Source organism: Clavibacter sp. VKM Ac-2873, from assembly GCF_015351075.1.
Taxonomy (GTDB): Bacteria; Actinomycetota; Actinomycetes; order Actinomycetales; family Microbacteriaceae; genus Clavibacter.
Map to the genome: position 1 here is coordinate 262406 of NZ_JADKRS010000004.1, position 21340 is coordinate 283745.

Genomic DNA, 21340 nt, shown 5'->3' on the forward strand with positions numbered 1-21340 from the left:
GTCAGAGGATGCGCGTGTGCGTCGTGAGCGAGCCGATGCCCTCGACGGAGACCGTGACGGTGCTGCCGTCCTTGAGGAAGATCTGCGGGTCGCGCGAGTAGCCGGCGCCGCTCGTGGTGCCGGTGGAGATGAGCGTGCCCGGCTGCAGCGTCGACGAGGTGGAGAGGTAGGAGACGAGGCGCGCGACCGTGCGGACCATGCCGCTCGTGCGTCCGTCCTGCACCGTCTCGCCGTCGAGCACCGTCGTGATGCGGAGGTCCTGCGGATCCGGCACCTCGTCGCGCGTGACGACGACGGGACCCGTGGGGGAGAAGCCGTCGAAGCTCTTGCAGCGGCTCCACTGCTGCTCCGAGAACTGCAGGTTGCGGGCAGTGATGTCGTTGACGACGGTGTAGCCGAAGACGTGGTCGAGCGCGTCGGCTTCCGACACGTCGCGGGCGGCGCGGCCGATGATCACGCCGAGCTCGACCTCGTAGTCGACCTCCTCGCTGAGCGAGCGCGGCCAGCTCGTGGTGCCCTCGTGGCCCGAGAGGGAGTTGGGCCAGAGCGCGAAGACGGTGGGGGCGGAGGCGCTCGTGATGTTGAGCTCCTCGGCGTGCGCCGAGTAGTTGAGGCCCACGGCGTAGACGGCCGGCGGGCGGAGGACCGCGGACGCGTGCGTGAGGCCGTCCACCGGCGTGGTGCTGGTGCGGCTGGCGACGGCGCGCTCGACGGTGGCGCGGACCCGGGCCATCTCGTCGTCGCCGCGCTCGATGAGGTCCTGGAGGTCGCGCGGGGAGTCGTCGAGCACCTCGTCGAGGAAGAGCGCCTCGCCCTCGGAGACGATCGCGGCCAGTCGGGGGGTCACGCCGTCGTCGGCGAGCAGGTGGGCGAACTTCATGACCCCGAGCGTATCGGGCCCGTGTGAACGGACGCGGTTGCGGTCATAACGTGCATGGGAAGGTCCGCCTCACCTCGGGGCGCGCGGTTCAGTCCTCGCGCACGACCTCGTCGGGCGACTTGTCCGGTCGCCACCCGCGCCAGGACGCCTGGCGGAGGCGGCCCGTCCCGGTCCACTCGGCGAACGCGACCTCGCCGACGAGGCGCGGCGTGATCCAGCGCGCGTCGCGGGCGTCGGAGGCCGGCACGTCGGCGAACGGGCTCGTCTTCCGCGCCAGCGGGCGGAAGCGGCGGAGCGCCTCGGCGAGGTCGCGCTCGGTGAAGCCCGTGCCGACGCGGCCCGCGTACACCAGGCCGTCGGCGCCGGGGACGCCCACCAGCAGGGAGCCGATGCCGGAGGCGCGGCCGCCGGATCCGGGCCGCCAGCCGCCGACCACGACCTCCTGCGCCCGATGGTGCTTGATCTTCACCCACGCGCTGGAGCGGCGGCCCGACTCGTAGGGCGCGTCCACGCGCTTGGCGACGACGCCCTCGAGACCGAGCTCCCGGCTGGTGGCGAGCGCGCCGTCGAGGTCGCCGTCGAAGGCAGGCGGGACCTGGATCCGGCCGCGGCCCGGCGACCGGACGGCGTCGAGGAGGGCGGCGCGGCGCTCCAGGTACGGCTCCTCGACGAGCACGCGGTCGCCGACCGCGAGCGCGTCGAAGAGCATGAGGTGCACGGGCGCGGTCGTCCGGGCGCGCGCGATCTCCTTCTCGCCCGTCAGGCCGAGGCGCGTCTGCAGGAGGCCGAAGTCGGGGCGTCCGCCGGCGCCGAGCACGACGATCTCCCCGTCGAGCACCGCGGCGTCGACGGCGAGCTGGTCGGGCAGCTCGGCGAGCTCGGGGAAGGCGGGCGTGAGGTCGACGCCGTTGCGGCTCGTGATGGTCGCCCGGCCCTCCGCGACGACGGCGATCGCCCGGTAGCCGTCCCACTTCATCTCGACCGCCCACTCCTCGTCGGGGTCGAGGCCGGCGCCGGTGGCTGCCGTCGCGAGCATGGGCGCGGGGGCGGAGGCGGCGGCGCCCTTCCGACGCGCGCCGACGCGCGTGCGCCCGCTCGCCTTCTCGAGCGCGGCGGGGCGCGCGGGCGTCGCACGCGGCGTCGCGGGGGCGTCGGCCGGCTCCATCAGGTGGATCAGCCAGTTCGCGTCGGCCTTCCCGTGCCCGCCCGTGTGGATGAGGGCGTACCGCCGCGGCCCGTCGATGCCGGTGCCGTGGCCGCGTCCGTGCAGCGTCGCGATCACCTCCTTCCCGTCGCGCCACTTCTCCAGCTCGAAGGTGCCCGCGTCCCAGATGGTCACCTCGCCGCCGCCGTACTCGCCCGCGGGGATCGTGCCCTCGAACGCGCCGTACTCGAGCGGGTGGTCCTCGGTCTGCACCGCGAGGTGGTTCGTGCCGTGCTCGGTTGGGACGCCCTTGGGGAGGGCCCAGCTCACGAGCACGCCGTCGTGCTCCAGCCGGAAGTCCCAGTGCAGCGCGCGGGCGTGGTGCTCCTGGATCACGAACGACCGGCCCTCGGACGGCGCGGGCGCGTCGGCGGGCACGGGCTCGCTCGTCCTGGCGGCGTCGCGCTTGGCGCGGTAGGTCGCGAGGCGGTCGTCGGCGGGATCCGCGTCGTCGGACGGCTCCTTCCGCGCGAAGCCCGCGAGGCGCTCGCGCGTCGGCTCCAGGCTCTCGCGGTGGCCGTCCTCGACGGGCGCGAGCGGATCCGTGCGCCTCCGCATCCGGGCGACCACCTCGTCCAGCTCCAGGTGCCGGAGCGTCGGCGACACGAGCTCGCGCCAGGTGCGCGGCACCGCGACCGTCGGCCGGGAGCGCCCGCGCAGCGAGTACGGCGCGACCGTGGTCTTGTTCGGGTTGTTCTGGCTCCAGTCGACGAGCACCTTGCCGTCGCGGAGCGCCTTCCTCATGTCGCTCACGACGAGGACCGGGTGGTCGGCTTCGAGCGCGCGCGCCAGCTCGTGCGCCACCTCGGAGATCGCGTCCGCGTCGTGGCTGCCGTCGAGCGCGGCGTAGAGGTGGATGCCCTTGGATCCGCTCGTCACCGGGTACGGGTCGAGGCCCATGTCGCGGAGGATCGACCGCGCCGCCGTCGCGACCTCGACGCACTCGGGGAGGCCGGCGCCCGGGCCCGGGTCGAGGTCCAACACGAGCCGGTCGGGCCGGCGAACGTCGCCCGTGCGACCGAACCGCCACTGCGGCACGTGCAGCTCGAGCGCCGCGATCTGCCCGAGCCAGGTGAGGGTCGCGACGTCGGCCGCCAGCGGGTAGTCGTTCTGGTGGTCGCGGTGCTGGATCGCCCGCCGCAGCACCCAGTCGGGCGTGTGCGCGTCGAGGTCCTTCTGGAAGAACATCTTCCCCGGCGCCTCGTCGGTGCCGACGCCGTCGACCCAGCGCTTCCGCGTCACGGGACGGTCGCGGAGGTGCGGCAGCATGTGCGGCGCGATGGCGGCGTAGTACGCGATCACGTCGCCCTTGGTGGTGCCGGTCGCCGGGTACAGCACCTTGTCGAGGTTCGTGAGCGTGATGCGGTGCCCGTCGACCTCGACCTGCTGCTTCTGCCCCGCCATCGCTCCAGCATGGACCCGCGGGTGTTCACTCGACCCATGAGAGCCATCTGGAAGGGCGCCGTCACCTTCGGCCTCGTCAACGTGCCCGTGAAGGTCTACAGCGCGACGCAGGATCACGACGTGCCGCTGCACCAGGTGCACGACGCCGACGGCGGGCGGATCCGCTACCAGCGCCGCTGCGAGGTGTGCGGCAAGGTCGTCGACTACGCCCACATCGACAAGGCGTTCGACGACGGCGACCGCACCGTCGTGATCACCGAGGAGGACCTCTCCGCGCTGCCCGAGGAGAGGAGCCGGGAGATCGACGTCGTCGAGTTCGTGCCGAGCGACCAGATCGACCCCGTGATGCTCGACCGCAGCTACTTCCTCGAGCCCGACTCCTCCAGCCCCAAGTCGTATGCGCTCCTGCGTCGGACGCTCCAGGAGACCGACCGCACCGCGATCGTCCACGTGACCCTCCGCCAGCGCACCCGCCTCGCGGCGCTCCGCGTGCGCGGCGACGTGCTCATGCTGCAGACGCTGCTCTGGGACGACGAGGTGCGCGAGGCCGACTTCCCGTCGCTCGACGCGACGCCGAAGGTCTCGCCGCGGGAGCTCAAGATGTCGGCGCAGCTCGTGGAGGGCTTCGCGGAGGACTTCGACCCGTCGAAGTTCGGCGACGAGTACCAGGAGCAGCTCAAGATCCTCATCGACGCGAAGCTCGCGCAGGGCGACTCGCTCGACACCGACGCGACCTTCGGGGAGTCCGACGACGACGAGGGCGAGGGCGGCGAGGTGCTCGACCTCATGGACGCGCTGAAGCGGAGCATCGAGCGGAGCCGGGGCGGGGGATCCGGCGCGAAGGGGAAGGCGCCGGGGGCGAAGGCGGGCGCGACGAGGGCGGCGAAGAAGCCGGCGAAGACGGCGGCGAAGGGGAAGGGGTCCGGCGCGTCGGCGTCGGCGGGCGGCGAGAAGGAGACCCCGGCGAAGAAGAGCCCCGCGAAGAAGGGCACCGCGAAGAAGAGCCCCGCGAAGAAGAGCCCGGCGAAGCAGGGCGCAGCCAAGGAGAGCCCCGCGAAGAAGGGTCCCGCGACGACGAAGCCGGCCGCCGAGCGGAAGAGCGCCTAGGCGTCAGCCCGCCGCCGGCATCCCGTCGGTCATGACGCGCCAGAGGTGCAGCGTCGCGTAGGAGCGCCACGGCGACCACGCGGCGGCGCGCGCGTCGAGGGCGCGCGCCTCGTCGGGGAGCCCGAGGGCGGCGGCCCCGCGGCGGACGATGAGGTCGCCCGAGAGCAGGATGTCCGGCTCGCCGAGCGCGCGCATCGCGACGTAGTCGGCGGTCCAGGGGCCGACGCCGTGGAACGCGACGAGCGCGGCGCGCAGCTCCGCTCGGGGCATGCCGTGCTCGATCGCGAGCTCGCCTGTCTCGAGGGCCTCGGCGATGCGGATCAGCGTGGCCGTGCGCCGGGCGGGTCCCCGCAGCAGCTCGGCGCCGTCGCGGGCGATGCGGGCGGCGGTCGGCGGAAGACGGGTCACGGATCCGTGCGCGACCGACGCGGGCAGGTCCTCGCCGAGGTCGGCGGTCATGCGGCCGTGGGTGGCGCGGGCGGAGGCGACGGAGATCTGCTGGCCGACGATGGTGCGGAAGAGGGTGCTGCGCGGATCCAGCGTGCCGGGGATCCGCAGGCCGGGCGTCGCGCGCACGGCCGCGGCGAGCGCGGGGTCGCGGGCGAGGTCGGCGTCGATGCGGGCGGCGTCCACGTCCAGGCCGATGAGGCGGCGCGTGCCGGCGAGGAGCTCGGCGGCGTCGATGGAGTGCTCGACGCGCGTGGTGACCTCGACGCGCGCGTGCCCGTCGTCGCCCGGCTCGGCGTCCCGCAGCCGCACGGTCACCGTGCCCGCGCCGTGCGCGAGCCGCGCGGACTGCGTGAACGACGTGTCGTCCCCCTCCTCCGCGCCCGTGACGGCGTGCCAGGAGAGGAAGCGGATCACGCCGCCGCCGTCGAACGGGGCGGGGACATGGAGCACCGTGCGGTCGACGTGCGCGGCGGCGCCGGGGGAGTCCATGCGACCAGCCTGCCCGACGCCCCCGACCGCGGCGGGCGCGCGACCTAGGGTGGATCGCATGATCGACGACGACGTGATCCGCACCCCACCGACGCCCGCCACCGCCGACGCCGTCCGCGCCGAGCTCGTCGCGGCCCTCGGCGACGTCGTCGCGACCGACCCGGCCTCCCTCGAGGAGGCGCGCAGCGACCGTTCCGGCTACCGCAGCCCGGCCGCGCCGATCGCCGTCGTGCGCGCGACCGAGGTGGATCACGTCGTCGCCACCCTCCGCATCGCGCACGCCACCGGCGCGCCCGTCGTCACGCGCGGCGCGGGCACGGGCCTCGCGGGCGGCGCGACGGCGACCGCGGGCGAGATCGTGCTCTCGGTGCGGGGCATGGACCGGATCCTCGAGGTGAACGAGGCCGACGAGCTCGCGGTCGTGGAGCCCGGCGTCCTCAACGACGACCTGAACGCCCGGCTCGCGCCGCTCGGCCTCTGGTACTCGCCGGATCCCGCGAGCAAGGCCATCTCCACCATCGGCGGCAACATCGCCACCAACGCGGGCGGCCTGCTGTGCGCCAAGTACGGCGTGACCCGCGAGGCCGTCCTCGCGCTCACCGTCGTGCTCGCCGACGGCCGCGTGGTCGACACGGGCCACCGCACCGTCAAGGGCGTCACGGGGTACGACCTCACCGCGCTCATGATCGGCTCGGAGGGCACGCTCGGCGTCATCGTCCGCGCGACCGTGCGCCTCCGGCCCCTGCCGACCGCGATCCCGTCGACGGTCGCCGCCTTCTTCCCCGACTCCACCCGGGCGGCGGCCACGGCCTCCGCGATCACGGCCGCGCGGATCCGGCCGGCCGCCATGGAGCTCATCGACGCCGGCGCCCTCGAGGCCATCGACGCGTTCCTCGGCACCGACCACGCCACCCGCGGATCCGCGCACCTCCTCGTGCGCTGCGACGGCCCCGACGCCGCCGTCGAGGCCGCGCGCGTCGTCGAGGTGGTGGTCGCCGCCGGCGGCACGGCGGACGTGACCGACGACGCCGACGAGGGCGAGCGCCTCCTCGCGATCCGCCGCGCCTTCCATCCGGCGCTCGCCGCCCGCGGCCGCGTGCTCATCGAGGACGTGGCCGTGCCCCGGTCCCGGCTCGCGGACATGCTCGCCCGGATCCGGGAGATCGAGCGGGAGACCGGCCTCCGCATCCCGACCGTGGCGCACGCGGGCGACGGCAACCTGCACCCGAACTTCCTTCTCCCGGAGGACCCGACCACGCCCGACGGCGATGCGACCGGGATCCCCGACGAGGTGTGGCGCGCGGCCGACCTCCTCTTCCGCGCGGCCGTCGAGCTCGGCGGCACGCTGACGGGCGAGCACGGCGTGGGGCTCCTGAAGCGGCGCTGGCTGGCCGACGAGCTGGGCGACGACGTCATGGGGCTGGCCGCCGGGATCCGCCGCGTCTTCGACCCGCGGGGCATCCTCAACCCGGGCAAGGCGGCCTGATCCCGCGCGTCGCCGGCCCGCGCGACCCCGCGCGACCCCGCGCGACCCCGCCCGGGCGGCCGTGGACCCCGCCACTAGGCTGGCGACGCCGATCCGCCGAAGAGAGGGCCGTCGTGACCGACCCGTCCGTCCCCGTGACCGTCCACCGCCCCTCGCCGACCTCCCCGCCGCCCGCCATGGAGCTCCCGACGGCGCACGCGCCGTCGCGCATCACCGCGTCGGCCGTGCTCGGCGTCGTGGGCGTGGCCGTCCTGCTGCTCGTCGGCCTCCTCGTCGCCGCGTACCTCGTGCTCAGCCTCGGGATCCAGGCCGTCGCGATCTGCGCGCTCCTCGCCCTGATCCCGCTCGCCGGCGTGCTCCTCGCGATCCGCTGGGTCGACCGCTGGGAGCCCGAGCCCCGGCTCGCGCTCCTGTTCGCGCTGCTGTGGGGCGCGGCCGCGTCCGTGGCCATCGCGCTCCTCTTCGACCTCGTCGCGCAGTACGCGCGCCTCGCGATCGGCGTGCCCACGCGCTACACCGAGTTCCTGCAGCTCGCCGTCCAGGCGCCCGTCGTCGAGGAGGGTGCGAAGGCCATCGGGCTGCTCCTCATCTTCTGGGTCGCGCGCCGCCACTTCGACGGGCCGGTGGACGGCGTCGTCTACGGCGCGACCATCGCGGCCGGCTTCGCCTTCACGGAGAACATCGTCTACTTCGGCGGCCCGCTCGTCTCCGGCACGACCGGCACGCTCGTCGGCACCTTCGTGCTGCGGGGCCTGTTCTCGCCGTTCGCGCACGTGACCTTCACCATGATCACCGGCATCGCGATCGGCTACGGCGCGCGCCGCGGTCCGGGCGCCGCCCTCGGGTTCGGGGCCCTGGGGCTGGTCGGCGCGATCGTGCTGCACGCCCTCTGGAACACGGGCGTCACCATCACGGGCGACTTCCTCTCCTTCTACGTGCTGCTGCAGGTGCCGATCTTCGCGTTCCTCGTGCTGGTCGTGATCCTGCTGCGCCGCTACGAGATCCACCTGACGCGCCGTCGCCTCCGCGAGTACGCGGCCGTCGGCTGGTTCACGCCCGCCGAGGTCGAGATGCTGAGCACGTGGCAGGGGCGCCGGCGGGCCCGGCTCTGGGCGCGCACGCGCGGCGGGGAGGCGGGCAAGGCCATGGGGCTGTTCACGCGGGACGCCACGCGGCTCGCGTTCGCCCGGCAGCGGATGCTCTCCGCACGGCCCGCCGCGTCCGGCCGCTCGGAGGCCGGCCACCTCGACGACGAGCGGCGCCTGCTGCGGGCCGTCACCGAGCACCGCGAGGCCCTCCTGCGCGGCGGCCGGCGCTAGCCGCCCGGCGTCGTGGCCGACGCCCGCACCCGTCCGGCGTCGGCGGTCGCGAGTAGCGTCGGAGGCACCACACGAGGAGGCACCACCATGAGCGATGCGAACCAGGACACCACCGGCGGCGACGAGAAGGAGATGCTCGGCTCCTCCACCCCCACGCCACCGCAGAGCGCCGAGAAGGACCCGAGCACGTGGGTCACGGGCGACGAGCCGATGACGGGTGCGCAGCGCAGCTACCTCGACTCGCTCGCCACGCAGGCCGGCGAGGAGATCCCCGCCGACCTCAACAAGGCGGAGGCGAGCGAGCAGATCGACCGCCTGCAGGAGAAGAAGGAGACCGCGTCGCCGCAGTCGGACGACGCGAGCTGATCGGAGCACGATGGAGACGGACGGGCGCCTGTCGGCGCCCGTCCGTCGTCGCGTGACGCGGGGGCGCACGCAGGGGAGGCGACGCATGAGGGAGGGCGCATGACCACGCTCGTCGGGTACGTCCGCGTCGCGCGCTCCGAGGAGCCGTACCAGGACCAGGTCGACGCCCTCGACCAGGCCGGCTGCGAGCGCATCTTCGTCGACGTCGCCGGCGGCGCCAAGGCCCCGCGCCCCGGCCTGCAGGACGCGCTCGACTACCTCCGCGAGAACGACGAGCTCCTCGTCGTGAGCCTCGACCGGCTGGGCCCCGGAGTCGCCGACGTGGTGCGGATCCTCAACGGGCTCGAGGCGCGCGGCATCGCGTTCCGCGCCATCCGCGACGGGCTGGAGGCCGGCACCGCGGCCGGCCGCGGGCTGTTCGCGGCCACGCTCGCGCTCGCCACGGTGGAGGCGACGACGGAGGCGGAGCGGCACCGCCGTCGCCGCGCCGAGGAGGCCGCCGCCGCCGAGCCCGCCGGGCCGCCCGCCGCCCCCGCGCCGCCGTCCCTGCCCAAGGGCATCACGCGCCGGAAGCTCATGATCGCCGTCGAGGAGCGATCGAAGGGCCGCGACACCGCGGAGATCGCCCGCGTGCTGGACGTGAGCGAGCGCGTCGTCACGCGCGCGCTCGCGTGGGCCGAGTCGGGGCGTCCGGGCGGCATGCTGCGCTGACGCGGGGAGCCGGGCCCCGGCGCGCTCCTCGGCCCGACCCGGTCCGCGCGACCTGGTCCGTGCGACGGAGCGCGTCGGCACCCGCGGCCGAGGTGACGGGCCCGACCCCTTCCTACTGTGGGGAGCATGACCGGATCCCGCCCCGCGCCCGCTCGACGACCCGCGGGCCGATCCCGGGTCCTCCGCCGTCGACGCGACGCGGTGCTCGCGGCCGTCGTCGCGACCGCGGTGGTCGGCGCCGGCCTCGTCACCGGGATCCTCCCGTCGCCCGCGGGCGGAGCATCCGCCGATCCCACGTCGTGCACCGCGGACGCGCTCACGGGCGGCTGGTCCACCGGCACGCTCCACCTCTCGGCCGCGGAGGTCGACGGTGACGCGGGGCGCACCGTCCTCGACGTGCGCGGCGACGCGCCGGCGGCGACCGCCAGCACGATGAAGGTCCTCACCGCGGCCGCCGCCGTGGAGTCGCTCGGCCCCGACCGGCGCATCGCCACGCGCGTCGTGCAGGGGGCGCGGGCTGACACGGTCGTCCTCGTCGGCGGCGGCGATCCCACGCTCAGCCGCCTCCCGTCCGGCACCGACGGCGTCTACCCCGACGCCCCGCACCTCGACGACCTCGCGCGCCAGGTGCTCGAGGCCCGACGCCTCGATCCGGCCCTCGCCGGCGTCCCGATCCGCCGCCTCCAGGTCGACAGCGCGCTGTTCTCGGGTCCCGCCTGGCTGCCGGAGTGGCCGCTCGCGGCCAGGCGCGGCGGATCCATGTCGAACATCACGGCGCTCATGGTCGACGGCGACCGCGACGACCCGGCCGAGCCGTACTCGCGACGCGGCGAGAAGGCGGTCGCGCGCGCGGCCGACGCCTTCGCGGCGCTCCTCGGCGACGGCGTGGCGGCCGACGGCCCGCTCGTGACCGCGGCACCGGGATCCGCCGTGCTCGGCACCGTGGAGTCCGCGCCCGTCCGCGACCTGGTCGGCTACATGCTCACCCACTCCGACGACACGCTCGCGGAGACGCTCGCCCGGCTCGTCGCGATCGAGACGGGCGCGGGCAGCGCCGCGGCCGACATCCAGCGCGGCACGCCCGCCGCGCTCGCCGGCCTCGACCTGCCGACCGACGGCGTCGTGCTGGTCGACGGCTCCGGCCTGTCGGACGCGAACCGCGTGCCGGCCGCGCTCCTCACGCGGCTCATGGTGCGGATCGCCGAGCACCGCGACGACCTCGCCATCGTCGACGCCGGGCTGGCCGTCGCCGGGCGCACCGGCACGCTCGCGGAGGGCGGCCGCTTCACGGGCGAGGCGGACGCGGCGGCGGGCCGGATCCGCGGCAAGACGGGCACGCTCGAGCGGATGCACGGCCTCACCGGCATCGCGGACGCGGAGGACGGCACCGAGGTCGCCTTCACGATCTGGGCGGAGGACGTGGATCCGTCCGTCTCCGCGGAGTCCGCGCGTGCCGAGATCGACGCCCTCGCGACCGAGCTGCACCGCTGCGGCGGCGCGCTCGGCTCCTGACCGCCGGCCAGGACGGCGATCGCACCCGCGGCTAGGACCCCGCGCGCTCCACGAGCCGGTGGTCGTGCGCGTACACGACGAGCTGCACGCGGTCCCGCAGCGCGAGCTTCGCGAGGATGCTGCTCACGTGCGTCTTCACGGTCGACTCGCTCACGAACTCGAGCGCCGCGACCTCCGCGTTCGACAGCCCGCGCGCCACGTGCCCGAAGACGTCCTTCTCGCGCGCGCTCAGCGAGCGGAACGCGGGCGGCGCCGGGGGAGCGGGGGCTGCGGTGGCGTCCGAGGTGAACAGCTGCGTGAGCTCGTCCGGCGCGAGGACGGCGCTGCCGGCGTGCACGGCGCGGATCGCCGCGGCGAGGAACGCGGGCGTCGCGTCCTTGAGCAGGAAGCCGCTGGCCCCGCCGCGGATCGCCGTGGCCGAGGCGCGGTCGAGCGCGAACGTCGTCAGCACGATGACGCGCGGCGGATCGGTCCGGCTCCCGTCGAAGAGCGCCCGCACGGTCTCGAGGCCGTCCATCACGGGCATGCGCATGTCGAGGAGCACGACGTCGGGCCGCGCCTCGTCGATCACGGCGAGGCCCTCGCGCCCGTCGCCGGCCTCGCCGACGACCTCGAGGTCGGGCTGGGCGTCGAGGGCGACGCGCACGCCGCCGCGGAACAGCTCCTGGTCGTCGACGAGCACGATGCGGATCACGGGCGGCCTCCCGGCACGGTGGGGATGGGGTGGGCGCCCGGCAGCGGGATGCGGGCCCGGGCGGTGAACAGGTCGTCGACGGCCTCGGCCTCGAGGTCGCCGCCGACCGCGGCGAGCCGGGCGCGCATGCCCTCCACGCCGGTGCCGACGCGGAGGGACTCGAGGCCGAGCGGGCCCGTGCGGTCGAGCGCCGCGTCGCGCCGGGCGACGGGGTTCTCGACCTCGAGCACGACGTCGGACGCGCGCCAGGTCTCGGGCAGGCGGATCCGCCCGCCCGGCTCCCCGTGCCGCATCGCGTTGGTCGTCATCTCCTGCGCGACGCGGCGGATGACCACCTGGCGCGCGGGATCCACGGCCCGCCGGACGCCGCGAACCTCGTGCGCGAGGTCGACGCCCGCGGCCCGCACCTGCGCGACGACCGCGTCGAGGTCCTCGGGGCCGTCGTCCGTCTCGGCCGTGCTCGTGCCGCTGAGCACCTCGCGCACCTCGGCGAGCGAGCGGCGGGCGGTGTCGGCGATGGTGGCGGAGACCCCGCGGATCCGCTCCTCGTCGTCGAGGAACTGCACGGAGTCGGCCTGCGCGATGATCACCGCGAGCGAGTGCCCGACGATGTCGTGCACGTCGCGCGCCATGCTCGCCCGCAGCGTCTCGGCCTGCGCGAGGTCGACGGCCTTCACGGCCGTGTCCTCGGCCTGGACGCGGAGCCGCGACTCGTCGGTGCGGGAGCGGATCACGCGCACCACGAGGCCGGTCAGCCAGGCGAGGAGCAGCATCAGGACCGGGGCCGCGACGAAGATCATGGCGCCCAGGCCGCCCGGGCTGATCAGCAGCGAGTAGCGGGCGCCCGTGTGCAGCAGGTACACCGTGGCCATGGCGCCGCCCACGACCGCCGATGCGGCGCCGAGGACGGCTGTCGCGCGCGAACCCCGCCGGGCGGTCGAGTACAGCACGAGGAGGAGGGCGAGGTCCGCGAAGCCGGGTCGCTCGCCCAGCTGCCACTGCGCCAGCGCCATCACCCAGGCCAGCGCAAGAGCCGCCCCCGGGAACACCGAGCGGACGGCGACGGACACGAGCACGAGCGCGGCGACGGGGAATCCCGCCTCCTGCACGTCCACCGGCGGCTTGAGGGCGAGGCCCGCGAGCACGAGGCCGACGACCGCGTCCACGAAGAGCTCGATGCCGTCGCGGTGCCGGGGCGCCCGCGTCGACGTCGAGCGCGTCGCGGCGGCGGTCCCGGTGTCCATCGGCCACAGCCTAGGCGCGGGCCGGGAGGCGGGGCGCCCCCCGCGGGTACCGGTCGCCGGTACCCGCGGGGGAGGAGGCGCCTACTTCTTCTTCGTCAGCGCGGATCCCTTGTGGGCCGCGGTCTTGCCGGACGTGTCGCTCTCCACGATGTACGCGGGCTCGTCGCTCGACGCGGTGAAGTGCTGCCCGTCGTGCGGGAAGTCCTTCGTCTTCTCCTCGACGACCTTCCCGTGGGTCTCGCCCTGGGGCGTGTTCCAGGTGACGTGGTCGCCCTTCTCCAGCTCGGCCATCAGATCGTCGCCACCGATCCGGAGTCGACGCGGTAGTTGGATCCGTTCACGAACGACGCGAGGTCGGAGCAGAGGAACGCGACGACGTTCGCGACCTCGGCGGGCTCGCCGCGGCGCTTGAGCTCCATGTAGGGGCGCTCCTCGTCGAGGAACGACTCGATCGCGTCGCCCGTCGAGGTGCCCAGCTGGTCGGCGCGCTTCTCCATCATCGCGTCGGTCATGGGCGTGTGGATGAAGGCGGGCGAGACCGCGTTCACGAGCAGGCCCTCCTTCGCGTAGCTGCGCGACAGGCCCTTCGACAGCGCGAGGATCCCGGCCTTGGCGGCGCAGTAGGGGAGCTCGTCGTCGTACGGCTGCACGGCGTCCTCGGAGGCGAGGAACACGATCCGGCCCCAGCCGCCCTTCCGGAGCGACGGGAGGAACTGCTGCACCAGCCGCACGGGCCCGAGCAGGTCGACCTCGATGGTGTTCGTCCAGCCCGCGTCGTCGATCTCGTGGAAGAGGCCCTGCGCACCGGTGATGCCCGCGGACTGCACGAGGATGTCGATGTCGCCGACCGCCTCCTGCACCTTGCCGTGCAGCGCGGCGAGGGAGTCGACGCTCGTCACGTCGGCCGCGAACGCGTGGACGCGGTCTCCGCCGTCGAGCTGCGCGGCGGCCTCGTCGAGCGACCCCTGGTCCTGGTCGCTGAGGACGACGGTCGCGCCCTCGCTGAGGAGGATGCGGGCGGTCTCCCACCCGATCCCCGAGTCGGCGCCCGTGATGAGCGCGGTCTTGCCGGTGATGCCGAGATCCATCTCGGTCTCCTCACTGCCCCGTGGGGCGGTCGATGCGGTGGGATGCGCCGCGTCCGGGGACGCGACGAGGGCCGCACCGGGTGGTGCGGCCCTCGGGATCGTGCTGGAGCTACTTCGCGGATCCGACGCGGCGGTTCTCCGCGGAGACCATCCACGCGTACTGCTCGAGCGCGGTGATGAAGCCGTGGAGCAGGTCCGCGGTGGTCGGGTCCTCCTCGTCGACGTCGTCGTGGACCTCGCGCATGGTGTGCACGGCGGCCTCGAGGCGCTGGGTCACGAGGTCGACGGTCTCGGCCGTGTCGACCTCGCCCTGCGGGTACTCGGGGAGGGTCGTGTTCTCGGCGACGGTGTCGCTGCGGCCGTCCGGGGTGGCGTGCAGGGCGCGCATGCGCTCGGCCAGGTCGTCGCTGAACTCGCGCGCCGAGTCGATGATCTCGTCGAGCTGGAGGTGCAGGTCGCGGAAGTTCGCGCCGACGACGTTCCAGTGGGCCTGCTTGCCCTGGATGTGCAGCTCGATGAGGTCGACGAGCACCTTCTGCATGTTCTCGTGCAGCTGCTGGCTCGCCGGGAAGCCGCGCTCGGCGTTCTGGCGCTTGGTCTTCTTCGAGCCCTCGGCCTGCGTGGCCTTCTCGGATGCGCTGGTGGGGCGGTCGACGGTCGTGGTCATGTGCGACTCCTCGTTCTGTTCGTCCGTGGGGTCGGGGGTTCCCGATCCGTGCGGGGCGGCGTCCGGTGGGATCCTGCCCGCGGGCCGGGCGCGCTCGCGCACGTCATCCGGCCTCGCTTCGACGGTACGCCCGCTGGATCCTGTTCGCACGAACGATGAGGGCGCTCACAGTGTGCGCCCAGCGTCGCCCCGCGTCGCCCCGCGCCATTCGCTCCGCGGACGCCCCGCGCTCCCGGTGCTTGGCTGGGTCCATGAGCGCCATCACGTCCGACCTCCGCGTCCTGCGCGACGCCCGCGCGATCCTCGTCGAGAGCCTGTGGTGGGATCCCGCGGGCGACGTGATGTGGAACGACATCACCGCGGGCACCCTGCACCGGAGCCCGTGGACCGGCGCGGTCGACGGATCCGACGACACCGTCCTCGAGCTCCCGCCGCCGCTCGCGTCCTTCCAGCCGGCCGACGACGGCGGCTACGTCGCGGGGCTCGGCGACCGCATCGTGCTCGTCGACCGGGACGGCCGGATCACGCGCGAGCTCGCCCGGGTGAGGCACGCGCACGGCGGCATCCGCATGAACGAGGGCAAGGTCGATCCCGCCGGCCGCTTCGTCATCGGATCCATGGACGTCACCGACGGCGAGCCGGACGCGGCCGTCTACTCGATCGACGGATCCGGCACCCTCCGCACGCTCCTCGGCGGCTTCGCCGTCACCAACGGCTTCGAGTGGACCGACGACGGCCGCACCATGGTGCTCGCCGACACCGGGCAGCAGGCCGTGTACCGCGCGCCCTACTCCGCCGACGGCGAGCTCGGCGAGCTCGAGCACTGGATCCACGGCGAGATGAGCGACGGCCTCACCCTCGACGTCGACGGCTACGCGTGGAACGGGATCTACGGCGGCGGCAAGGTGATCCGCTGGGCGCCCGACGGCACGAAGGACCTCGAGATCGAGGTGCCGGCGCCGAACGTCACGTCCGTCGCCTTCGCAGGACCGGACCTCCGCACCCTCGTCATCGGCACCGCGCGGGAGAACCTCACGGAGGATCAGCTCGAGGAGCACCCGCTCTCCGGCGGCGTCTTCGCGATCGACACCGCCGTCTCCGGGCGACCCGTGAACGTCTTCCGCACCGTGGTCGACGACGCCTGGCGAGCGTAGCGTCGAGGGGGCCGCCCGACCGGGCGGCGACACTCTCACGAGGAGGAACGCACATGACCGGAGAGAGCATCCAGGGCCGCACGGTGGCCTTCCTGCTGACGGACGGCTTCGAGCAGGTCGAGCTGACGGAGCCGTGGAAGGCCGTGCAGGAGGCCGGAGGGAAGCCCGTCCTCGTGTCCCCGAAGTCGGACACGGTGCAGGGCCTCGACCACATCGACAAGGCCGACACGTTCGACGTGGACGTGCAGGTCACGGACGCGGACGCTGCCGACTACGACGGCCTCGTGCTGCCCGGCGGCGTCGTGAACGCGGACGACCTCCGCGTCGACGCCGACTCGGTCGCCTTCGCCAAGGCCTTCTTCACGGCGGGCAAGCCCGTCGCGTCCATCTGCCACGCGCCGTGGATCCTCATCGAGGCCGGCGTGGTCGACGGCCGCCGCATGACCTCGTACCCGACGCTCGCCACCGACCTCCGCAACGCGGGCGCCGAGTGGGTCGACGAGGAAGTCGTGGTCGACAGCGGCTTCGTCACGAGCCGCAACCCCGACGACCTGCCCGCGTTCAACGCGAAGCTGATCGAGGAGATCGCCGAGGGCGAGCACGACGAGCAGCACGCCTGACCCGTCCGGCCCGCCCGTACGCCCGACCCGGGCGGACCGCCGCGCACCTAGGGTGAGGGCGTGACCACGCCCTCACCCGATGCGCGCTTCCGCCAGACCACGCCCGCCCCGCGCGCCGTCCGCATCGCCGGGCTCGCGCTCGCGGTGGCGGGCCTCGTGGTCCTCGTCGCCACCGGGGGCGCCGCGCTCGGCGTCGTCGTCGCGGTGCTGCTCGTCGCGGCGGGCGCGATCGTCGGCTCGCTGCGGATCCGGATCACGCTCGACCCGGACGCGGTCGAGGTGGCGCTCGTGCCGCTGAGGCGCATCCGCATCCCGTACTCCGCCATCGCGGACTGCACGGTGGTCGACCACCTCCGCCCGCGCACCGTCGGCGGCCTCGGCGTCCGGTCGCTCCCGGGCGGCGGCGCGGCGATCCTGCTCGACGCAGGCCCGGCGGTCGCCATCGAGGCCGCCGACGGCACGCGCCACCTCGTCCGCAGCACCTTCCCCCGCGAGGCCGCCACCCGGATCCGCGACCGCGCCGCGACCGCGCCCGTCGTCGACGTCACCCCGGAGGATCCGGCCGCGCCCACCGCCTAGGCTCGTCGCGTGACCACCGCTCCCGCCGCCGCACGCCGTCCCCGCACCTCCCGCCCCGTCGTCGTGGCGCTCGCGGTCGTCGTGGTCATCGTGGGCCTCGTCCTCGACCAGCTCAGCAAGCGCTGGGCGGTCGACGCGCTCGGCGGCGGCGAGACCATCCCGCTCTTCCCCACCGCGCGCTTCGCGCTCGTCTACAACCCGGGCGTCTCGTTCGGCATGGGCGCCGACGTGGGCCCGCTGCTCACCGTCGGGATCATGGCGCTGTCGCTCGGCCTCGCCGTGTGGGTCGGCTGGCAGATCCGCCACCGCGCCTCGCTCCTCCAGGTGCTGCTGCTCTCGGCCGTGCTCGCGGGCGCTCTCGGCAACCTCCTCGACCGGATCACGCGCGCCGAGGACGGTCCGCTGTCCGGGCACGTCGTCGACTTCATCGCCGTCGAGTGGTTCGCGGTCTTCAACGTGGCCGACATCCTCACGGTCTGCGGCATGATCGCGTGGGCGCTCACGACCGTGTTCGGGCGCGACCACGCGGCCGACGCGCGGGACGCGGACGCCGACGAGGAGGCGGCCGACGCGGCCGCCGCCTCGCCCGCGGACACCGGATCCGCGCCCACCGACCGCGCCTGACGCCCCGGCGTAGCGTGAGGGGATGACCACGATCCCCGCACTCGAACTGTCCGACGGGAACCGCATCCCCGCCATCGGCCTCGGCACCTACGGGTTGGACGACGACGCGGGCGCCGAGCTCGTGTCCGGCGCGATCGGCGCCGGCTACCGCCTCCTCGACACGGCCCTCAACTACGGCAACGAGACGGCGGTGGGCGACGGGATGCGCCGCTCCGGCGTCCCGCGCGAGGAGCTCTTCCTCACCACCAAGCTGCCCGGCCGCCACCACGGCTACGAGGAGACGCTCGCGTCCTTCGAGGAGTCGCGCGCGTCGCTCGGCGTCGACTACGTGGACCTGTACCTCATCCACTGGCCGAACCCGAGCGTCGACCGGTACGTCGACAGCTGGCGCGCGTTCGTCGAGCTGAAGGAGCGCGGCCTCGTCCGCTCGATCGGCGTCTCGAACTTCACGCCCGCGCACCTCACGCGGCTGCGGGACGAGACGGGCGTGCTGCCCGTCGTCAACCAGGTGGAGCTGCACCCGACGTTCGCGCAAGGCGAGCTCCGCGCGTTCCACGCCGAGCACGGCATCGTGACCGAGAGCTGGTCCCCGCTCGGCACGCGCGAGCGGCTCATGCAGGACCCGCACGTGGTGGCCGCCGCCGAGGCGCACGGCGTCACGCCGACGCAGGCCGTGCTGCGCTGGCACGTGCAGTCGGGCGCGCTGCCGATCCCGCGGTCGACGGATCTCGAGCGCCAGCGCCAGAACCTCGACGTCTTCGGCTTCGAGCTCACCGAGGAGGAGGTGCGCGCGATCGGCTCCGGCCCGCAGTCGCGCCTCTGGGACGGCGACCCGGACACGCACGAGGAGATGTAGCCCGCCCGTTCTGGCGTGCTCGGCCGTCGCGTCCCTCCGGGGCGCGGCGGCCGCGGCGTGTGCGGGGCGGGTCAGCGCCCGAGGAGCGCCGGGATGCCGAGCAGCGCGACGCCGGCGACGAGGCAGGCGGCCGCGACGACGACGAGCGCGCCGACCCACAGGATCCCCGGCAGGTGCGTCAGCCGCCCGAGCTGGTCGGCGTCCGACGCCTCGCCGCCGCGCCGCGAACGGGCCCGCTGCAGCTCCAGCGTCGCCCGGAGCGCACCGAGCAGCAGGAACAGCGCGAGCGCGTGCGCGGCGACGCCCTGCACGACGATCGGCGCGATCCCGGCGACGACGCCGACCACGACCCCGGCGACGAGGCACGACCACAGCCCGAACCAGTTGCGCACCTGGATCACGACGAGCGCGAGCAGCAGCAGCCACAGCCACAGGACGGCGGCCGAGCGCCCGGATCCCGCGAGCCACGCGGCGCCGAGGCCCGCGAGTGCGGGAGCCGGGTAGCCGGCGAGCAGCGTCACGACCATGCCCGGCCCGCGCGGCCGGCCGACGCTCACCGTGAGGCCCGAGGTGTCCGAGTGCAGCCGGATCCCCGCGAGCCGTCGCCCGCTCAGCGTCGCCGCGAGCCCGTGGCCGCCCTCGTGCACGATCGTCACGGCGTGGCGCGTGAGGCGCCACGCCGCGGGCACCAGCACGAGCGCCGCGGCCAGCGCGACGGCGACGAGCGCCGGTCCCGTAGCCAGCGGCGCCTCCACGGCGGTCGCGCGCGCGACGACGTCGCGGACGATCTCGACGGGGTCCATGGGCGCTCCTCGGGTCGGCGGGGGATGCGGGCGTCGGGCGATGCAGAGCATCGGGCGGGAGCGCCCAGCCCACCACATCCGCCTGGCGGACCGCCGCCGCCCGCCCAGCGACTACCGTTGTCGGGTGCCCGACACCCCCGTCTCCGACCTCGTCCGCTCCCTGCTGCTCACCGTCCCCGACTTCCCGCAGCCCGGGATCCTCTTCCGGGACCTCACGCCCGTGCTCGCCGACGGGACCGCGCTCCGCGCCGTGGTCGACGACCTCGTCGCCGCCGGCGGTCCGGTGGACGCCGTCGCGGGCGTCGAGGCGCGCGGCTTCCTCCTCGCCGCGGCCGCCGCCTACGCGTCCGGCGTCGGCACGCTCGCGGTCCGCAAGGCCGGCAAGCTCCCCGGCGAGGTGCTCCGCGAGACCTACGCGCTCGAGTACGGCGAGGCGGCCATCGAGCTGCACCCGGGCCAGCTGATGCCGGGATCCCGCGTGCTGCTGCTCGACGACGTCCTCGCCACCGGCGGCACCCTGGAGGCCGCCGCCCGGCTGCTGGAGCGCGCCGGCTACGAGGTCGCCGGCATCGGCGTCGTGCTCGAGCTCGCGGACCTCGGCGGTCGGGCGCGCCTCGGCGGCCACGACGTGCACGCGATCCTCTCGCTCTGACCCACCCGCTGCATCAGCGCCAGAGCCGCCGGGTCGCGATCTCCGCGCCCTGCGCCAGGCTCTCCAGCTTCGCCCACGCGATCTGCGGGTGGATCCGTCCGCCCAGCCCGCAGTCGGTCGACGCGATCACGCGCTCCCGGCCCACGAGCCGCGCGTAGCGCTCGATGCGGTCGGCCACCAGCTCCGGGTGCTCGACCACGTTGGTCGCGTGCCCGACCACGCCCGGCACGATGAGCTTCCCGTCGGGCAGCTCCACGTCCTCCCACACGCGCCACTCGTGCTCGTGCCGGGCGTTCGCGCCCTCGAACGAGTACGCGCCCGCGTCGATGTCGAGCATCGTCCGCACGATGTGGCGGAACTCGATGTCGGTCGTGTGGGGCCCGTGCCACGAGCCCCAGCAGAGGTGGAAGCGGATCCGCTCCTGCGGCAGCCCGCGCAGCGCGTGGTTGAGCGCCTCCACGCGGATCCGCGTGAACGCCACGTAGTCCGCGACGCTCGGCTCCGGGTTGATCTGGTCCCAGTTCTCCGCGATGGACGGGTCGTCGATCTGCAGCACGAGCCCGGCGTCGATGATCGCCACGTACTCCTCGCGCATCGCGTCGGCGCACGCCCAGATGAACTCCTCCTCGGTCGCGTAGTGCAGGTTGCCGATGCGCGAGGCGCTGCCGGGGGAGAGGGAGGTGAGGAAGCCCTCCTCGTACCCGTTCGCGGCGAGCCCGTGCTTCAGGTGCGCGATGTCGGCCTGGATGGCCGCATGGCCCGTGTAGGAGACCGGGCCGGTGGCGCTCGGGAACTCGATGGGCGCGTCGCCCACCGTGATGCCGCTCGCGGGATCCCGGTACGCGTCGGCGAAGATCGTCCAGTCGCGGCGGTCGGGGAAGGTCGTCAGCCGCACGTCCCCGGGCGAGCTGCGCACGGGCTCCGAGGAGAACGGGCCGCCCGGCACGAGCTCGAGCCCGCTGAGGCGCTGGAACGAGTACGACCACCAGGCGCCGTAGTCGATCGCGCTCGACATGGCCTTGCCGTACTCGCCGTCGCCGGGCACGGTGATCCCGACCTCGCGCTGGCGGGCGACGAGGCCGTCGACCGCGTCGGCGAGCACGGCGTCGAGGCCGTCGTCCGCCGGGGCCGGGGCCGGCGCGGACGAGGCGTCGCCCGCGCCGACGAGGACGGCCTTCCTGCGGTCGGCGCGCGCCGCGTTGGCGGCGATGAGCGCGTCCGTCCGCGGCAGGCTGCCGGCGTGGGACGTCTGGATTCCGTCGGTGCTGTCGAGCATGGGGACCTCCGCGGGTCTCTCGTGCCGTCGGGCGGCCTGGCACGACCGCCCGCGGCGAGCGGGAACTGATCGCAGGCGGTGTCCGGCCGCGGATGCGGAGGGGACGCGAGGCTTCGCGGGGTGCGCTGCACGCACATGGTCCCACCGGGTCATCC

Annotated in this window: 22 protein-coding genes; 12 read left to right on the forward strand and 10 right to left on the reverse strand. The window is 74.5% G+C overall.

The genetic code is table 11. From position 1 onward, the window contains the following. Position 1: 1 nt before the first annotated feature. Together ITJ44_RS12980 and ITJ44_RS12985 are read right to left on the reverse strand one after the other, a co-directional pair. Positions 2-880: a fumarylacetoacetate hydrolase family protein gene (locus tag ITJ44_RS12980; protein WP_194635969.1), complete on the reverse strand. Its 879-nt coding sequence runs from the start codon at positions 878-880 to the stop codon at positions 2-4. An 88-nt stretch (positions 881-968) separates the two neighbouring features. Continuing rightward, positions 969-3488 carry an ATP-dependent DNA ligase gene (locus ITJ44_RS12985; protein WP_194635970.1) on the reverse strand — a complete coding sequence of 840 codons (2520 nt, stop codon included), beginning with the start codon at positions 3486-3488 and terminating at the stop codon, positions 969-971. Between the two features lie 36 nt (positions 3489-3524). Between ITJ44_RS12985 and ITJ44_RS12990 the strand changes: the two genes are divergently transcribed. Continuing rightward, positions 3525-4595: a Ku protein gene (locus ITJ44_RS12990; protein WP_194635971.1), complete on the forward strand. Its 1071-nt coding sequence runs from the start codon at positions 3525-3527 to the stop codon at positions 4593-4595. 3 nt (positions 4596-4598) lie between these two features. Here the strand turns inward: ITJ44_RS12990 and ITJ44_RS12995 are convergent, their stop codons facing one another. Then, positions 4599-5534, reverse strand: a complete 936-nt coding sequence (locus tag ITJ44_RS12995) for a DNA-3-methyladenine glycosylase (protein WP_194635972.1) — start codon at positions 5532-5534, stop codon at positions 4599-4601. Between the two features lie 58 nt (positions 5535-5592). Here ITJ44_RS12995 and ITJ44_RS13000 point away from each other — a divergent pair, with 58 nt between their 5' ends. From ITJ44_RS13000 to ITJ44_RS13020, 5 genes are all read left to right on the forward strand, one after another. Beyond that, positions 5593-7020: an FAD-binding oxidoreductase gene (locus ITJ44_RS13000; protein ID WP_194635973.1), complete on the forward strand. Its 1428-nt coding sequence runs from the start codon at positions 5593-5595 to the stop codon at positions 7018-7020. Between the two features lie 113 nt (positions 7021-7133). Further along, positions 7134-8339, forward strand: a complete 1206-nt coding sequence (locus ITJ44_RS13005) for a PrsW family intramembrane metalloprotease (RefSeq protein WP_194635974.1) — start codon at positions 7134-7136, stop codon at positions 8337-8339. A gap of 87 nt (positions 8340-8426) precedes the next feature. Further along, entirely contained in the window at positions 8427-8705 is a 279-nt protein-coding gene (locus ITJ44_RS13010) for a DUF3072 domain-containing protein (RefSeq protein WP_194635975.1), read from the forward strand. 99 nt (positions 8706-8804) lie between these two features. Beyond that, the gene (locus ITJ44_RS13015) at positions 8805-9416 is read left to right on the forward strand and encodes a recombinase family protein (protein WP_194635976.1); all 612 of its coding nucleotides are present in this window, start codon (positions 8805-8807) and stop codon (positions 9414-9416) included. A gap of 126 nt (positions 9417-9542) precedes the next feature. After that, a complete protein-coding gene (locus ITJ44_RS13020) occupies positions 9543-10928 on the forward strand; it encodes a D-alanyl-D-alanine carboxypeptidase/D-alanyl-D-alanine-endopeptidase (protein WP_194635977.1) in 1386 nt (461 codons plus the stop codon). Between the two features lie 31 nt (positions 10929-10959). Here the strand turns inward: ITJ44_RS13020 and ITJ44_RS13025 are convergent, their stop codons facing one another. The 5 genes from ITJ44_RS13025 to ITJ44_RS13045 form a co-directional block, all read right to left on the reverse strand. Further along, positions 10960-11622: a response regulator transcription factor gene (locus ITJ44_RS13025; RefSeq protein WP_194635978.1), complete on the reverse strand. Its 663-nt coding sequence runs from the start codon at positions 11620-11622 to the stop codon at positions 10960-10962. Beyond that, on the reverse strand, positions 11619-12866 hold the full coding sequence (locus ITJ44_RS13030; protein ID WP_194635979.1) for a sensor histidine kinase: 1248 nt from the start codon (positions 12864-12866) through the stop codon (positions 11619-11621). The genes ITJ44_RS13025 and ITJ44_RS13030 overlap by 4 nt, the downstream gene beginning before the upstream one ends. 81 nt (positions 12867-12947) lie before the next feature. Next, positions 12948-13157: a DUF2945 domain-containing protein gene (locus ITJ44_RS13035; protein ID WP_194635980.1), complete on the reverse strand. Its 210-nt coding sequence runs from the start codon at positions 13155-13157 to the stop codon at positions 12948-12950. Continuing rightward, positions 13157-13954 (reverse strand): SDR family NAD(P)-dependent oxidoreductase, encoded by a 798-nt coding sequence (locus tag ITJ44_RS13040; RefSeq protein ID WP_194635981.1) that lies wholly within the window; start codon positions 13952-13954, stop codon positions 13157-13159. The genes ITJ44_RS13035 and ITJ44_RS13040 overlap by 1 nt, the downstream gene beginning before the upstream one ends. A gap of 109 nt (positions 13955-14063) precedes the next feature. Then, positions 14064-14621 (reverse strand): Dps family protein, encoded by a 558-nt coding sequence (locus tag ITJ44_RS13045; protein ID WP_194635982.1) that lies wholly within the window; start codon positions 14619-14621, stop codon positions 14064-14066. Positions 14622-14872: 251 nt separating this feature from the next. Between ITJ44_RS13045 and ITJ44_RS13050 the strand changes: the two genes are divergently transcribed. From ITJ44_RS13050 to ITJ44_RS13070, 5 genes are read left to right on the forward strand one after another with little or no spacing between them, the layout of a single operon-like run. After that, complete coding sequence (locus ITJ44_RS13050) at positions 14873-15775, forward strand: SMP-30/gluconolactonase/LRE family protein (RefSeq protein ID WP_194635983.1); 903 nt, start codon at positions 14873-14875, stop codon at positions 15773-15775. Positions 15776-15828: 53 nt separating this feature from the next. Further along, the gene (locus ITJ44_RS13055) at positions 15829-16395 is read left to right on the forward strand and encodes a type 1 glutamine amidotransferase domain-containing protein (RefSeq protein ID WP_194635984.1); all 567 of its coding nucleotides are present in this window, start codon (positions 15829-15831) and stop codon (positions 16393-16395) included. A gap of 60 nt (positions 16396-16455) precedes the next feature. Further along, positions 16456-16974 (forward strand): hypothetical protein, encoded by a 519-nt coding sequence (locus tag ITJ44_RS13060; protein ID WP_194635985.1) that lies wholly within the window; start codon positions 16456-16458, stop codon positions 16972-16974. A gap of 9 nt (positions 16975-16983) precedes the next feature. Then, a complete protein-coding gene (locus ITJ44_RS13065; protein ID WP_194635986.1) occupies positions 16984-17598 on the forward strand; it encodes a signal peptidase II in 615 nt (204 codons plus the stop codon). 22 nt (positions 17599-17620) lie between these two features. Beyond that, complete coding sequence (locus tag ITJ44_RS13070) at positions 17621-18454, forward strand: aldo/keto reductase (RefSeq protein WP_194635987.1); 834 nt, start codon at positions 17621-17623, stop codon at positions 18452-18454. Between the two features lie 71 nt (positions 18455-18525). Here ITJ44_RS13070 and ITJ44_RS13075 read toward each other — a convergent pair whose 3' ends face one another. After that, on the reverse strand, positions 18526-19257 hold the full coding sequence (locus ITJ44_RS13075; protein WP_194635988.1) for a M50 family metallopeptidase: 732 nt from the start codon (positions 19255-19257) through the stop codon (positions 18526-18528). Between the two features lie 124 nt (positions 19258-19381). Here ITJ44_RS13075 and ITJ44_RS13080 point away from each other — a divergent pair, with 124 nt between their 5' ends. Next, positions 19382-19909, forward strand: coding sequence for an adenine phosphoribosyltransferase (locus ITJ44_RS13080; RefSeq protein WP_370551697.1), 528 nt, complete (start codon positions 19382-19384; stop codon positions 19907-19909). 13 nt (positions 19910-19922) lie between these two features. On the opposite strand, the gene ITJ44_RS13085 is transcribed toward ITJ44_RS13080, so the two are convergent. Beyond that, on the reverse strand, positions 19923-21185 hold the full coding sequence (locus tag ITJ44_RS13085; RefSeq protein WP_194635989.1) for a cobalamin-independent methionine synthase II family protein: 1263 nt from the start codon (positions 21183-21185) through the stop codon (positions 19923-19925). Positions 21186-21340 lie beyond the last annotated feature (155 nt).

Coding starts and splice junctions, on each gene's coding strand:
- ITJ44_RS12980 (WP_194635969.1), bottom strand. CDS start 880: ATGAAGTTCGCCCACCTGCTCGCCGACGACGGCGTGACCCCCCGACTG.
- ITJ44_RS12985 (WP_194635970.1), bottom strand. CDS start 3,488: ATGGCGGGGCAGAAGCAGCAGGTCGAGGTCGACGGGCACCGCATCACG.
- ITJ44_RS12990 (WP_194635971.1), top strand. CDS start 3,525: ATGAGAGCCATCTGGAAGGGCGCCGTCACCTTCGGCCTCGTCAACGTG.
- ITJ44_RS12995 (WP_194635972.1), bottom strand. CDS start 5,534: ATGGACTCCCCCGGCGCCGCCGCGCACGTCGACCGCACGGTGCTCCAT.
- ITJ44_RS13000 (WP_194635973.1), top strand. CDS start 5,593: ATGATCGACGACGACGTGATCCGCACCCCACCGACGCCCGCCACCGCC.
- ITJ44_RS13010 (WP_194635975.1), top strand. CDS start 8,427: ATGAGCGATGCGAACCAGGACACCACCGGCGGCGACGAGAAGGAGATG.
- ITJ44_RS13015 (WP_194635976.1), top strand. CDS start 8,805: ATGACCACGCTCGTCGGGTACGTCCGCGTCGCGCGCTCCGAGGAGCCG.
- ITJ44_RS13020 (WP_194635977.1), top strand. CDS start 9,543: ATGACCGGATCCCGCCCCGCGCCCGCTCGACGACCCGCGGGCCGATCC.
- ITJ44_RS13030 (WP_194635979.1), bottom strand. CDS start 12,866: ATGGACACCGGGACCGCCGCCGCGACGCGCTCGACGTCGACGCGGGCG.
- ITJ44_RS13035 (WP_194635980.1), bottom strand. CDS start 13,157: ATGGCCGAGCTGGAGAAGGGCGACCACGTCACCTGGAACACGCCCCAG.
- ITJ44_RS13040 (WP_194635981.1), bottom strand. CDS start 13,954: ATGGATCTCGGCATCACCGGCAAGACCGCGCTCATCACGGGCGCCGAC.
- ITJ44_RS13045 (WP_194635982.1), bottom strand. CDS start 14,621: ATGACCACGACCGTCGACCGCCCCACCAGCGCATCCGAGAAGGCCACG.
- ITJ44_RS13050 (WP_194635983.1), top strand. CDS start 14,873: ATGAGCGCCATCACGTCCGACCTCCGCGTCCTGCGCGACGCCCGCGCG.
- ITJ44_RS13055 (WP_194635984.1), top strand. CDS start 15,829: ATGACCGGAGAGAGCATCCAGGGCCGCACGGTGGCCTTCCTGCTGACG.
- ITJ44_RS13070 (WP_194635987.1), top strand. CDS start 17,621: ATGACCACGATCCCCGCACTCGAACTGTCCGACGGGAACCGCATCCCC.
- ITJ44_RS13075 (WP_194635988.1), bottom strand. CDS start 19,257: ATGGACCCCGTCGAGATCGTCCGCGACGTCGTCGCGCGCGCGACCGCC.
- ITJ44_RS13085 (WP_194635989.1), bottom strand. CDS start 21,185: ATGCTCGACAGCACCGACGGAATCCAGACGTCCCACGCCGGCAGCCTG.